This window comes from Spirosoma lacussanchae (genome assembly GCF_005870035.1).
In the GTDB taxonomy this organism is placed as follows: domain Bacteria; phylum Bacteroidota; class Bacteroidia; order Cytophagales; family Spirosomataceae; genus Spirosoma; species Spirosoma lacussanchae.
The window spans coordinates 793,263-806,745 of sequence record NZ_SWJG01000001.1 but is presented as its reverse complement, the minus strand read 5'-3'; the positions used below and the strand labels follow the sequence as shown (position 1 = coordinate 806,745).

Annotated in this window: 15 protein-coding genes; 5 read left to right on the top strand and 10 right to left on the bottom strand. The window is 54.2% G+C overall.

Features of this window, described 5'->3' with window-relative positions; genetic code table 11:
- Nucleotides 1–178: 178 nt before the first annotated feature.
- Complete coding sequence (locus tag FBR45_RS03350) at nt 179–793, bottom strand: hypothetical protein (RefSeq protein WP_138499314.1); 615 nt, start codon at nt 791–793, stop codon at nt 179–181.
- A gap of 364 nt (nt 794–1,157) precedes the next feature.
- Here FBR45_RS03350 and FBR45_RS03345 point away from each other — a divergent pair, with 364 nt between their 5' ends.
- Nucleotides 1,158–2,099, top strand: a complete 942-nt coding sequence (locus FBR45_RS03345) for a heme-dependent oxidative N-demethylase family protein (RefSeq protein ID WP_138499312.1) — start codon at nt 1,158–1,160, stop codon at nt 2,097–2,099.
- A 14-nt stretch (nt 2,100–2,113) separates the two neighbouring features.
- Here FBR45_RS03345 and FBR45_RS03340 read toward each other — a convergent pair whose 3' ends face one another.
- The 3 genes from FBR45_RS03340 to FBR45_RS03330 form a co-directional block, all read right to left on the bottom strand.
- The gene (locus FBR45_RS03340; RefSeq protein ID WP_138499310.1) at nt 2,114–2,533 is read right to left on the bottom strand and encodes a DUF6069 family protein; all 420 of its coding nucleotides are present in this window, start codon (nt 2,531–2,533) and stop codon (nt 2,114–2,116) included.
- Nucleotides 2,534–2,694: 161 nt separating this feature from the next.
- Nucleotides 2,695–3,255 carry a TetR/AcrR family transcriptional regulator gene (locus tag FBR45_RS03335; protein ID WP_138499308.1) on the bottom strand — a complete coding sequence of 187 codons (561 nt, stop codon included), beginning with the start codon at nt 3,253–3,255 and terminating at the stop codon, nt 2,695–2,697.
- 33 nt (nt 3,256–3,288) lie between these two features.
- Entirely contained in the window at nt 3,289–3,609 is a 321-nt protein-coding gene (locus FBR45_RS03330) for an antibiotic biosynthesis monooxygenase family protein (RefSeq protein ID WP_138499306.1), read from the bottom strand.
- 129 nt (nt 3,610–3,738) lie between these two features.
- Here FBR45_RS03330 and FBR45_RS03325 point away from each other — a divergent pair, with 129 nt between their 5' ends.
- A complete protein-coding gene (locus tag FBR45_RS03325) occupies nt 3,739–5,571 on the top strand; it encodes a family 43 glycosylhydrolase (RefSeq protein ID WP_138499304.1) in 1,833 nt (610 codons plus the stop codon).
- Nucleotides 5,572–5,583: 12 nt separating this feature from the next.
- Here FBR45_RS03325 and FBR45_RS03320 read toward each other — a convergent pair whose 3' ends face one another.
- Complete coding sequence (locus tag FBR45_RS03320) at nt 5,584–6,459, bottom strand: bestrophin family protein (protein ID WP_138499302.1); 876 nt, start codon at nt 6,457–6,459, stop codon at nt 5,584–5,586.
- Nucleotides 6,460–6,495: 36 nt separating this feature from the next.
- Between FBR45_RS03320 and FBR45_RS03315 the strand changes: the two genes are divergently transcribed.
- Together FBR45_RS03315 and FBR45_RS03310 are read left to right on the top strand one after the other, a co-directional pair.
- Nucleotides 6,496–6,990, top strand: coding sequence for a GNAT family N-acetyltransferase (locus FBR45_RS03315; RefSeq protein WP_138499300.1), 495 nt, complete (start codon nt 6,496–6,498; stop codon nt 6,988–6,990).
- 268 nt (nt 6,991–7,258) lie between these two features.
- Nucleotides 7,259–7,801 carry a transposase gene (locus tag FBR45_RS03310; RefSeq protein WP_138499298.1) on the top strand — a complete coding sequence of 181 codons (543 nt, stop codon included), beginning with the start codon at nt 7,259–7,261 and terminating at the stop codon, nt 7,799–7,801.
- Between the two features lie 130 nt (nt 7,802–7,931).
- Here FBR45_RS03310 and FBR45_RS03305 read toward each other — a convergent pair whose 3' ends face one another.
- The 5 genes from FBR45_RS03305 to FBR45_RS03285 form a co-directional block, all read right to left on the bottom strand.
- Nucleotides 7,932–9,233 carry a TolC family protein gene (locus FBR45_RS03305; RefSeq protein ID WP_246082092.1) on the bottom strand — a complete coding sequence of 434 codons (1,302 nt, stop codon included), beginning with the start codon at nt 9,231–9,233 and terminating at the stop codon, nt 7,932–7,934.
- 71 nt (nt 9,234–9,304) lie between these two features.
- Nucleotides 9,305–10,423: an ABC transporter permease gene (locus FBR45_RS03300; RefSeq protein WP_138499296.1), complete on the bottom strand. Its 1,119-nt coding sequence runs from the start codon at nt 10,421–10,423 to the stop codon at nt 9,305–9,307.
- Nucleotides 10,424–10,462: 39 nt separating this feature from the next.
- Complete coding sequence (locus FBR45_RS03295) at nt 10,463–11,419, bottom strand: HlyD family secretion protein (protein WP_138499294.1); 957 nt, start codon at nt 11,417–11,419, stop codon at nt 10,463–10,465.
- The gene (locus FBR45_RS03290; RefSeq protein WP_138499292.1) at nt 11,416–11,901 is read right to left on the bottom strand and encodes a YdeI/OmpD-associated family protein; all 486 of its coding nucleotides are present in this window, start codon (nt 11,899–11,901) and stop codon (nt 11,416–11,418) included. Before FBR45_RS03290 ends, FBR45_RS03295 begins: the two co-directional genes overlap by 4 nt.
- Entirely contained in the window at nt 11,898–12,584 is a 687-nt protein-coding gene (locus FBR45_RS03285; protein ID WP_138499290.1) for an ABC transporter ATP-binding protein, read from the bottom strand. Before FBR45_RS03285 ends, FBR45_RS03290 begins: the two co-directional genes overlap by 4 nt.
- Nucleotides 12,585–12,769: 185 nt before the next feature.
- Between FBR45_RS03285 and FBR45_RS03280 the strand changes: the two genes are divergently transcribed.
- A complete protein-coding gene (locus FBR45_RS03280; protein WP_138499288.1) occupies nt 12,770–13,477 on the top strand; it encodes a MarR family winged helix-turn-helix transcriptional regulator in 708 nt (235 codons plus the stop codon).
- The last annotated feature ends 6 nt before the right edge of the window (nt 13,478–13,483 follow it).

Genomic DNA, 13,483 nt, shown 5'->3' with positions numbered 1-13,483 from the left:
GGTAGTGTCTCGATTTAAATTTCAATCTCTTTTCTACTCAAAGTGCAATTGATCAGATAGTTTGTAAATTGTCTTTTATTCGAACAAGTGTTATAAATAACAATATGTAAAGAGAATAAACATTGAAGTTAAGTGTGTATTAAATAGATTCCTATCTAAGAATTATCCAATTTCCTCCTTACTGAATATCCTTCAGCTTAATCGACTTTTCTAATTTGTCATACTCAATACTACAGTCTTCAGAGTCAGATCCATCAATGAAGTTTATCTGAAAAAAATGCCCTTCTCTTGGTATAGCATAATTTCTATTTCTTACCTTGATTGGAGTACCATCAGCCAATTTCATAGTAAACTTGGTGACAAAATAGACAGATTTAACACCGTCTATTACCTTTTCTTCAGGTCTTTTGATGTACTCCATGTCTTTGAAAATCTGCTTCATTCCATTTGCGCTCTGCGTAATTACGGACATGAAATCATCAAAGTTCTTAATCGGGTTTTGCCTTACTAAGACATTGATAGTTGGAATTAGCCCGGCATGAGCTTGGGGATTGTACTTGTAATAAGAGGTTAGAGCTACTGAGTTTTGATTTTGTTTGATGATATCGTTAAGTGTTTTACTACCTATTTCATAGCGTTTAATGTTATTGATGAACTCCGTATTTTGTCGTTCTATCCAATCCGCTGGTTTGAGCATTGAAAAACTGTAGGCTTTATTAACAAAACGTTCCTGGGCTGATACACTTGTAAATTTCAACAGGCAAACCCAGACTAGAAATACATACTTTATCATTGATATTTAATTTACATTATCCCATGCAAAGTAACCTATTTTATTGTTGTATAAGTCCCGTAATGTTAACAGGTCTCTATCAGTTATCTACAACTTTTCAAAAATAGCATAGCTAATCATAATTTAAAGCGAGACACTACCAAATTTCTCGATCCATCAGTCCGGCCAAAAACCCGCGTCCCGGCTACCGTCCGACGCAGCGGAAGAACCAACTAAGCTAATCGAAGCGTAGACATCCTAATAAAATATGGCTAATTCATGGATTAGTAGTATTTATTTCTAAAAAATAGGCCATTTGCCATATAGTATAGGGAAAGAGATGTCAGTCAGTTAGTTTAGCCTATCGGACCAACTGGCTGAGTATATGCTACCTTACTTTCCTTTCGGCAATGAATTTGACCATCGTATGGGTACGGCTCTCCTGCGACCCGACGAAACCCTGGTTGAAGTAGATGAACACTACCCAACCGAAATTGCCCGAAAACGAGTGCTACTCACCCAGGATCATCAGTATTACTTTCAGGCGCGGCCCGGTACCGAGCCGGCGCAGTGGGATGTGCTGGAACGACTCCTGACCGAGGCCGCCACGCATTACCCGAATCACTTCTCCCTCACGCAAAACGGCCCGGACTGGCACTGGCAAAACTACCTCCTGAACGAAGACCAGCACTTCACCTTTGGTCAGCCCGACACGCTGCCGCTGGCCCCCCTCGACTGGGTAGGCCGTCAGGTACAGGAAGACCTGCTGATTCTGAGCGCCGAAGAAGGGGCCGCGCTGGTAGCGGGTCAGCTCTGTTTCCCGAACGGCTGGTGCCTCGATGATAAGTTCGGACAAACGTTTCTGGGTATTCACAAACCCGCCCCGGACGCGGTACAACCAACCTTGCAGGCGGCTCAGAAACTCCTGGAACGCATCCCAACCCACCGCCCCGTCTGGCGGGCCAGCTGGAATTTCAAGATTACCGACCAGCTGGATCTCTCGACCCGGTATTCGGCGTCTTACAACGACGACCTCAGCCAGCGCGCGCCCGATATGGCGGCCGATACCATTGGCGATCAGCTGTTTATCCGGGTAGAGCGGCAGACATTTACGAGACTGCCCCGCTCGGGAGCCATCCTGTTCGGTATTCATACCTACCAGAATCTGCTCGCCCGCGAAGCGTTTCGATACGATCGGGCCCGACGGATGCTCAACACCCTTCGCACAACGCCCCGCGATATGCTGACCTACAAGGCCATTGCGCCGTTCGAACGTCCGCTCCTTGAATTTCTGGAACAGCAGGTCGCCAATGGTATAGGGCTGTAGCCGGGCAACGCGATCTACTGTTTTACGTATTTATTGAACGCAATTAGTACTGACCCGGCCACAACGACATGCATCAGCTCCAGTACGACTGCCATACCAGCCGGCACGTTGGGGATCGTGAACGGCGAGGAAAACGACAGGATCAGAACGATAGCAGCTACCCAGTTAAAAATCCGGAGCGGGTTTCGGGTAAACCGAATCAGCAGAAAAAAGACGAGTCCGGCCACCAAAGCCGGTAGTATAGAGCTGATAATGACCGGCACGATGGTAAGCGGCTGCCCGGCATTCGGAATAATCAGATCAGCCGGAACAGCTCCCGTTGCCGAGCCAACCCAGAACAGAACTGCGTTGATCGCAGCCGCAACCAGGCCAGCTGCCAGGGCCGGATACAGAACTTTTCGTACACGAATAGAGAGATTTACTTGAGATTCCATAGGACAGACTGGTTTGAGATGGATACTGGATTTGGATATTCTGGTACAAGGGCAACCGACTATCGACGCAAGGGTAGTCAGGGGTCAGAGCTCCACTACAACTATTCTATATCATCGATATTTTTCATAACACTGTTTTAAATTAGGCAAAAAATAAAAGGCTACAAACCTTTTATAAATCGGCTCACGGCCTCGTCGACAAGCTGTTCAAATCGATCAGCGTGGCAATCGTGCAGAGCCAGGGCCACAAAGCCCTGCATCATGGCAAACCAGTGCATGAGTACTGACTCTACGTTATCGGCGGTAAGCTGCTCTACGACCGACTGAACCTGCCGCATGATCACCAACGCTTCTTCTGACGCATCACCATGGCAAACAGCCCCGTTGAGATTGAACATCAAAGCGTACCGCTCCGGGTTCTCCTTCGCAAACCGTAACATGGCCAGCGACACGGCTTTCAGCTGTTTCTTTGGTTTTCCGTCACGGGTAACCAGAGCCGCTTCCTGAGCAGCAGCCAACTGGCGAAATCCTTCCCGCTGCAACTCGGCCAGAATAGCATCTTTACCGCCAAAATAATGGTAAATAGCCGTGGTACTGGTCTGAAGCCGATCCGCAATCTTCCGCGTCGAAACCCCCGGCCACCCTTCCTCGCTGGCCAATGTTAACGTTTGATGAAGAATATCCTGTTTTAGCGACTCCTGGTACTCCGCTTTCCGTGACATATTTATCCCGTAACAGTGTTACACAAAAAAGGTTCATAGACGATCGAATGCATACGCCTGTTCTACCCGGCAAATCCGAACCGTGAAGGATTCATACCAGCGCTGGCGACCCTGCTGCTGGGCCAGGCGGTGTTCGGCATGCTGCTTCCACTGACGAATTGCATCCAGGCTATCCCAGTACGAGACCGTGATGCCTACCCCCTGCCGGGCCGACTCGACACCCAGGAAACCCGGCTGTTCGTGAGCTAACTCAACCATACGAGTTGCTGTATCGCCGTATCCGTCGGTCTCGCTGGTCCGGAGCGAGCTGAAAATGACGGCGTAATAAGGAGGTTGGGGCGTTTGAGCCAGCATAAAACTCTATTGATGGGACTACTGTAGACTACCCTATTGCTACTGCAATAATACGATACCCGTCGGAATAACCGTTTGACGCTATCAGCAGGACGTCTATCTTTAACGCCCTAAAACAACCCTGGCCGTATGCGTACTCTTTTCTTATGTCTGCTTATCGTGATAGTCAGTCTGGGCCCGTCGGTAGCCCAGTTGCCAGCCAGCCGGCCCGTTGGCTCATCGGCGCGTACCTACTGTAATCCAATGGATATCAGCTACCGGTACAATTTCGAACAGCTGAACGAACGAATATCGTACCGCTCGGGCGCTGATCCGGTCATCATCAACCACAAGGGCGAATACTACCTGTTTGTCACGATTCAGGGCGGCTGGTGGCACTCTAAAGATCTCTCGAACTGGCAATACGTGGTTCCCGACAAGTGGCCGATGGAAGATATGTGCGCGCCCGCAGCGCTGTCGGTACGCGATACGCTTTATCTGTTCCAAAGCACCTTCGAGCAGCGGCCCATCTTTATTTCGACCGAGCCCGAGAAAGGGAAGCTAAAATTCTACAACCGCTGGTTACCACGCCTGCCCAAAGACATCGGTCCCTGGGACCCGGCTCTTTTCCATGACGAGGATACCGACAAGTGGTATATGTACTGGGGATCCTCGAACGTTTATCCGCTCTTCGGCGCCGAGTTGGACAAGAGCCGCAACCTGACCTACGCCGGAAACAACCCGGCCGAGGCCTACAAGGCGATGCTTTGGCTCGACCCGTACAAACACGGCTGGGAACGCTTTGGTCCGAACCACTCCGACCCGTTCAAGCCCTTCGTTGAAGGGGCCTGGATGACCAAACACAACGGTAAATACTACTTACAATACGGCGCTCCCGGCACCGAATACAACGTCTACGGCAACGGTACTTACGTAGGTAAAAGTCCGCTGGGCCCATTCGAGTACGCGCCGTATAACCCCATTGCCTACAAACCGGGGGGGTTCGCCACGGGCTGTGGGCACGGAAACACCTTTCAGGATGTGTATGGCAACTACTGGAATACCGGAACTACCTGGATTGGGGTCAACTGGGGCATGGAACGCCGGATCGTGATGAATCCGGCGGGCTTCGACAAGGACGATCAGCTCTATGCCGATACCCGCTTCGGCGACTACCCGCACTTCCTGCCCACTAAAAAACTGGATACCCGATCGGGGCCAGGTCGCGAAGACCTGTTTACGGGCTGGATGCTGCTCAATTACAAAAAACCCGTTACGGCCTCGTCTACGCTCGCTACCGGTCCGGCCGATACGGTCAGCGTTGATCGCGTAGCCGACGAAAATCCCCGCACGTTCTGGGTGGCCGGCCACAACCGCGCGGGCGAAACGCTGACAACCGACCTCGGAGCGGAGCATGACATCCGGGCCGTACAGGTCAACTATTTCGACTACAAACTCGCCATTTTCGACTCTGACTCGACGGTCTACACCCAGTTCCGGATTCTGACCTCGACCGATGGGAAGACGTTCGAGGTGGTGGCTGATCTGACCAAAGAGCCGAAAAAAGATCACGCCTGCGCCTATGTAGAGATTCCTGCCCGGGCAGACGGCAAGCCGGTTCGGGCGCGCTACGTACGGTACGAGCACGTATATACCGCCGGCAAGCACCTGAGCATTAACGCGTTTCGGGTATTTGGCAACGGACTGGGAAAAGCACCCGCCCCAACGACCCTGACGGCCAAACGCCAGACCGACCAGCGCAACGCCGACCTGAGCTGGAAAAAAGTGCCCGGCGCTACCGGCTACAACATCCGCTGGGGTATTGCCCCCGATAAACTTTACCAGACCTACCAGTTCTGGAACGACGCGCCGGGCACCTTCGAGCTGCGGGCGCTGAACGTAGGGGTTCCCTACTACTTTGCGATCGAGTCGTTCAACGAAAACGGGGTGTCGAGTCTGAGCGAAGTGGTATCGATCAAGTGACCGGGCTGTTGTTTAGAGCAAATCACGAACGGCCTGCCGAATATTGGCCGACATCCGGTCGGTGGGCAGGTCGTTGTCATCGGTACCAAAGGGGTCTTCAATCTCTTCGGCGATCAGTTCCAGACTGGTCAGTACGTAAAAAACGATTAGCACGACCGGGATGACCCAGTAATGCAGCGACAGCACGTAGCCGATGGGAAGCGTAAGGCAGTATAAGGCGACAAATTTCTTCAGGAACGAGGAGTACGAGTACGGAATCGGCGTCGTATGAATTCGTTCGCAGATACCGCAGATGTCGGTAAACGACTGAAATTCGGCATTCAGCACCAGCAGGTGTTCGGGGCGTAACACACCCCGCTGGTAGAGTTCGTCCATTTTGCCGAAAAGCCGGGTCGCGATCTGGTTAGGCTGGTGCCGCTTCGGGTCGACCGTAGCCGGGTCAAAGCCAGGGCAGGCTTCCCACTCGGCGGGTTGCGCCACACCACGCAGGTGGTTCTTCAGCGCATAGGCGTAGTTCGGAATCATAACCTTAAAAAAGAGTCGGTCTTCTGCATGCTCGGCCAGGATATGCGCTAGTTTAATGGCCAGGTTCCGCGAGTTGTTGGTCAGGCTGCCCCAGGCCTTACGCCCTTCCCACCAGCGGTCGTAGGCGGTGTTGGTACGGAACACCAGCAGGGTCGAGATCACGAATCCCAGCAGCGAATGCATGATCGCTATGTTCTTCAGATCGGACTCGGGACCGGGATGAACATATTCGATGATAAAGTAGGCTACCGCGCTGCAGTACACCAGCATACCAAGGAGTGTAGGGCCCAGCTTCCGGGCCGTATCGCCCCTATGCATCGAAAAGATGGCATGAAGCCAGTCCCTGGAGTTATAATCAACCATATGGCAACCAACAAAAAGTGCCGTTAACTTGCAACTATGACCATTACCTTTCGCAACGACCGACTTGACGATTTTCTCGCCATCCTGCACGAAGTGGGCCAGTGGATCATCGATACGGGGCAGGAAATGTGGCAGTTAGACACGCTGACTATAGACAACCTAGTCGATGAGTATACACGGGATAATTGTTGCGTTCTTTACGTCGACCAAATACCGGCGGCCACGTTTATCCTGCAATGGAAAGACCCGCTCTACTACCCAGATGTACCCGACCATACGGCGGGTTTCATTCATAAGCTGGCCATCCGACGCCAGTTTGCGGGTCAGGATCTGTTCGCGGCTATACTGGACTTTTGCCGGTCGCAGTGCCTGGCCCGCAACATCCACGAGATTCAGCTCGAAACCGATGCCACCCGCCCCGCCCTCCTGCGTTTTTATGAGCGCCACGGATTTCAGCCCACCTACCAGAAACGCATCCACGAGTTCGGCCAGTCTTTCGACTGCCAGTATTACGTCCTGCCCCTCCCGTAGAGACGCAACCCCTTGCGTCTCCTATGCGTCAGCAACCCCTTGCGTCTCCTGTGCGTCAGCAACCCCTTGCGTCTCCTGTGCGTCAGCAACCCCTTGCGTCTCCTGTGCGTCAGCAACCCCTTGCCGTTAGCACGCGGTAAAGGATGTTGATATTGCTGACGCAAAATTGTTGCTGACGCGAGTGAGACGCAAGGGCCGGGCCGCCGGGCGATCGCGTTTCTACCAGGGCGTTACCCAATTTGTCGGATACCGTCTGTAGCTATAAACGATGCAGGAAAATCTGTTTGGCGGACGATACCGGATCGAGTCAACTCGCCTGGCCAGCTACGATTATGGGTCGAACGGTATGTATTTCATCACCGTTTGCACCCGCGACAGAGCCTGTTGCCTGGGCGAAGTCAGGGTTGACCCAGCGGGCGAATGCGTCGTAGAACCGACGCTGCTGGGGCAGCGGGTTATTGAGGGTTGGCTGGCTATCACCCACTATCACCCCTACGTACTGCTGGATGCGTTTCAGCTCATGCCGAATCACGTACACGGCGTTTTGTGGATCTGCAAACCCGATTACACTGATTGGCAACCGAACACGTTCGGGCCACAACGCCAGAATCTGGCTTCCATAGTCCGGGGTTTTAAATCAGGCGTCAAGACCTTTGCCACCCGAAACAAGATTCCCTTCGATTGGCAACCTCGTTATTACGACCGGGTCATCCGGAACACCGACGAACTGGATCGCATTCGCCAGTACATCGAAGCCAACCCCTCGACCTGGCACCTGGACCGCGACAACCTCGAGAACCTGTACATGTAGAGACGCAATCCTTTGCGTCTCTGGGCGTCAGCAACAGTCTGCTTTAGCAAATTGGTAAAGGTTATTGATAGTACTGTCTTGTAAGAGACGTGTAATTGCTGACGCGCAGGAGACGCGAGGGATCGCGTCTCTACAGGGTTCCCGTTGCTTTTCGTAGCTGTAGCTGGCCGCGCAGGACGTCGTATACGGCACGGAGGTAGTTATTTTCGGCGGTTTGCAGGGCGTATTCGCTGTTGCGGAAATCGGCCAGCAGCAGCGTGCCCGCGTCGAAACGCACCCGGTCGATGGCTACAATCTGCTGCGCCTGAACGATATTTTTGCGACTCTCGTCGAGGTTCTCGCGGGCTTTTACCAGGGTGTTCTGAGCCGATCGGGTCTCGTAGTCGAAATCATTCCGGAGTCGTTGCAGCGTATTCTGGCTGATTTGCGCCCGGCGCACGTAATCCTGTCGGTTAATACGCGTTTGCCGACCGTCGAAAACAGGAACACTAACCCGAACGCCTACGAAGTTATACGGAAACCATGTACCGGCCGCAAAGGGCTGAAACGCATCGGCCAATTGTTGCGCGAAGTATGCACCGTAGGCCGTCACGACCGGTGCCAGCCGGGCCTGCTCCCGGCGCTGGTTGAGTTCGTTTACCTGCCGGTTTGCCTCCTCCTGCTTTAGCTCCACCCGGTTTCCACCAGCTGGTTCCTGGGCCTGAAACGAGGTAAACAGCGCCGTCAGCGAATCGGCGGGCTCAACGGCCTGGCTGCTGTTGATCCGGTAGCGAAGGGTCTCCAGACTCAGAGCGTAGTCGCGCTGGTCGTTGCGGTAGGCCTGTTCGGCATTGCTTAGGTCGAGCGCAAAGCGGTCGAGGTCGGTCTGGAGCAGGGTGCCGCTCCCGAACCGCGTACGAGCCTGGTCGAGATACCCCTGGGCCCGCAGCCGCGCCCGCTCCGACAGCCGGATTTTTTCGCGATCGAATACGGCCTGATAATAGGCTTCCGTTACCTGCTGGCGTACGTCGACCCGCACTTTTTCGAGCAGGGCCTGCTGACCCTCTCCGTTCAACTGATTGATTTGCCGATCGATACGGCTCGTAGCGTCATAGACTTTCTGTTCGGCCTGTATATTCAGTACGTTATTGACACGGGTTCCGAAACGAAGGATCAGGTCCTGTCCATTGGCAAACGGCGCATTCTTGATCACACTCTGCTGAATCTGCGTGTTCCACCGAAAATCACCGCTGGCGCTGACCTGCGGCTGCCAGCGGGCCCGTCGGCGGGCTTCGTCACTTTCCGTAAGCTGGATCTGGAGCTGCTCGTTTGCCAGCTCCAGCCGGTTAACCTGCGCCTGTTGAAGCGCCTGGGGCAGCGTAATCTTCGCGGGCGATTGAGCGAATGAGTGATTGAGTACCAGTAGCCCAATCAGTATAAACATAGATTTCATGAGCATTCGTGAGGAAGAGCAATTGAATAATCGAGTGCATGGACACGCATCATTCAGTCACTCAATGAAACTTATCGTCTGAATACAGATGCAGGCTCCAGCGAGGTGATACGTCGAATGGCGAACAGGCTACCGCCCAGGGCGATGAAGAGCGTGATGCTGATGAAGCCAACCTCGAGCCAGACCGAGAACGAGAAGTTGGAGCCGATGGACATAAGCAGCAGCCGGAAACCTTCGACAAAAATTCGCCCGATGGCGTAGCCAATAACGGCCATAAGCATCGCCTGGAGCAGAATAAGCCGGGTTATGTAGCCGTTAGCCGCGCCGATGGCCTTGAGGGTGCCATAGTCCTGAATCCGTTCGTTCGCAGCCGAGTATAGGGTTAGACCGATGATGACGAAGCCCGCAATGATGGCGAACACGATCAGGAAACCAAACGTAGCCGCAAAGCCTCCCGATACCACGGCCTGCGTAAAGGTACTGTCGGCAAAAGCGTCGCCCGTCCAGGCCCGTACACCCGCTATCGACCCGTTGATGCGCCTGACCACAGCCGCCGGATCGGCGTCAGGCTGGGCCTCGACCAGGAAAAAACTTACCTTGTTGGGTGAGAAGCCGGTCAGGCTCCGGGCCCGCTCAATCGTGGTAAAGGCGTAATCGATCCCCAGACCCTGAGTACCCCGGGTCTGCCCCGCTTTATAGACTCGCTTGCCGTTAAACTCGAATGTTTCTCCGGTTTTCACGTCGCCGAGGTTCTCCGAAAAGACATCCATAAACAGCGCGCCATCGGTGAGCAGCAGGGCGGGCGACACGCCCGGTTCGAGGTTCCATAGCCCCACGTAGGTCGGGGCCTGTACGCCAATGAGCGATAGTCCGGCGGTTTTACCGTTGAGCCGCTTGACGGACCCCGCTGAGATCACCACTTCATGCACCCGCCTGACCCCGGCGATGCTGGCCACCTGCCGACCGATCCGAACATCGAGCGGTACCGTCTTGTTGGCGTCGCTGGTACTTTCGTCCACTAGCCAGATGTACTGCTTATTGCTGTTCACGACGTTGATGATCGAGTTGGTCAGGAACAGGAACACCCCCGACTGCTGACCGACCAGAAACACCGACAGCGTAATACCAACCACGGTTCCAATCGACTTGGCCTTGTCGTATTTGAGGAATCTGTATGCCGTTCGAAACATGATGAGAAAGAGATAAGGATGGAGAAGCAACCGCACGGCCTACTGCCCGTTACCAACCTGGATAATGCATTCGACCCGCGCGCCGATAATTACATTGGCCGGATTGTCGAGCTGTACCCGCACTTCGCGGACGCGCCGGTCTTCGAGGTTCGATGCGTTGTCGGAAAAGAGCGATTTTTTACGGAGGTAAGGCGACGCCAGCACCACCGTTCCCGTTGAAAGCCGCTCGTTGCTACCCTGGGGCCGTATATAGGCTTTCTGCCCCACCTTGACCCGAAGCGCGAACAATTCGTCGATTTCGGTCAGAGCTACCAGCGGACCGGCGGGCGCAAAATCACCGATCGACTGGTTCGTAGCCAGAAACTGCCCCACCTTGGCGTCGAGGCTCAGCAGCGTTCCGTCGACCGGCGCCTTCACGGTTTTCAGGCCCGCTACGGTTGACGCATAACGGATATCGGCGCGGAGTTCGCCGATCCGGCCCTGGGCCTGCTTCACCTGCGCTTCCGAGGCCCTAATCTGCTGCTGGAGGTTTTGAACCGCATAGCGGGCGTCGTCGAGTTCTTTTCGGGTCAGCGCGTTACCGGCAAAAAGCTTGTCGCTACGGACCAGGTCGGCTTCGGCTTTCTGAAGCTGAACCCGCAGCGTCTGCACCTGCTGGCGGGCGGTTTCGACAGCGTCCTGCTGGGTATTGATCTTAACCGCAGCCTGCCGCAGCTGGGCCGACTCCAGGGCGTTATCCATCGTCAGGATCACCTGCCCTTTCCGGAGCTGCTCGCCAATGGTTACGTTAATCTGCTGGACAACGCCCCCCGTTTCGGCCGAGAGCTGGCTGATGCGGGCGGCCGGTTCGATAACCGCTACGCCCATCACCTCGCCAATGCGTTTCGGCGCCTGTACCGTTCGGACCGAATCGGCCTGCTGTTCAGCTGTCTTTTGCTTGTTGTCCGAACACGCATTCAGCAACAAAAGAGTAAGTAGTATGTAGGGGGCTTTCATGGATTGGATGGTACAATTTTTCGTGGATCGGTAAGGCCTATGTGCAACGCTTCGGCAATTTTCAGCGATCGGTCGATGCGTTTGTCTGTCGATTTGACCGCCGTTACCAGGTAGATGAGACTTCGCTGACGGCCGGGCGTCAGTGCGTGAAAGATGTCGTTCGCTTTGGAATCGGTGGCCAGCACTTCGGCCAGTTCGTCGGGCATCTCGCATCCATACCGGCTGGTATCGGGAGACAAGGTTATCGTAACCGCACTTCCTGCCGAAACGCCTGCCGCATTGCGGGCTTGCCTGCCGATGATCAGCTGATAGCCGCCAAGACCATTGTGCATGAAGCCGCCGTGATACGACTCACCGTCGAACAGTTTGTACAGACAGCGTTTGCCGTTTGCGGGCAGCCAGGCTTCGGCCACGTCGGCCGGAATCTCGACCACCTGCATGGGGCCGGGTACGGTATGGATTCGGGTCTCAAACGTTATCATACGGCGGTGTTTATATCGGTTTCGGTAACTATTCCATTGTCTACTTCCACAATGCGGTGTGCGTAGGGCTTCAGCCGCGGGTCGTGGGTAACGACGGCTACGGATTTACCCCCGTCGGCCAGCGTCCGCAGTTCGCGCATGACAACGCCAATCGAGTCCTTGTCGAGCGAGGCCGTCGGTTCATCACACAGGACCAGCTTGGGGTTGGTTACCAGCGCGCGGGCAATGGCAATACGCTGCTGCTGCCCACCCGACAGTTGGCGGGGTAGGTTGAGCCGGCGATCAAGCATGCCTACTGTTCGGAGCGCCTGTTCGGTACGGTCGCGGGCTTCGGCCCGGTTCACCCCCTGAAGCTGCAGCGGCATCATCACGTTCTCTTCGGCCGTGAGTGGGGCCAGCAGGTTGAAATTCTGGAATACGAAGCCAATGGTGTTGAGCCGCAACATAGCCAGCGCCTTCTGACTCAGCTGATTTACATGTTTCCCGTCGACCCACAGATCGCCGTAACTGGGGTATATGACACAACCCAGCAGCGACAACAGCGTCGTTTTCCCCGAGCCGGAGGGCCCAATGATCAGCAGCAGTTCGCCCTCGTTGAGCCGGAGCGAGGCTGGCTGCAACGCCACAATAGTCTGATCGCCGGTTTTGTACTCTTTGCCAGCTCCTTTCAGTTCTGCAATCATATGGGTTAGTGCATGATAGGGTCTACTAAAACGATCATTTTACTATTATTCCGTAGCTTCTTCTCAATATCATCGGCAATATTACTACGAAAGCATAACTATTGTTACGACTTGCGTAAAAAAAATTTTAGTTTCGTAATGAATTGCCCCAAAAAACGCGTTGATCTGTACGAAAGCACAGTAAAATGGATAGAGGAGAACAGAATCTGGTTGAGCTGGTAAACCAATGGGCGGCCTATAGCGCCAACACCCCGAATGCTGATCTGGCGGGCTTCTGCCTGCATTACCTGACCGAGCAGGCCAGCAAACCGTCCATGGCTGCCGCGGAGCCGGTTATAAACGAAAACGGAGAGGTTAACCAGCACTGGGCCAACAGCCTGACGGGCGATATAGACTGGACGATGGTTCCTGTCCGGCCCGAAGCACGGCTGGGCGCGCTGGTCGGACGACTGGCCAAGTATGCTTATTTCTACTCGAAAAAGGCTATGCAGGATCTGGCCATCAAAGGCCTCGACGACCCTATATACCTGCTCGTGGTTATCCAGATGGGCACGCCTAAGAAAAGCGAAGTGATTTATGAGATGATGGCCGAATTTGCCTCGGGCATCGACGTCATCAACCGGCTGATTCGTATGGAACTGATTGAAGAGTTTCCCGATGAGCAGGATCGGCGGTCCAAGCGGCTGCGCATCACGCCGAAGGGGATAGCGCTGATTCAGGAATGCTTCCCCGTCATGAACAAAGTGGCCGATGTGGCCTACAGTTCGCTGACCGAAGGCGAAAAGGCCATTCTGGTTCAAATCCTGGACAAACTCGACCGATACCACGCTGAGCACTACAAACAGAGCCGCCATTGCGAATTTGACGAGGTCTATGAACGAATGGTAGGGTAACTTTGC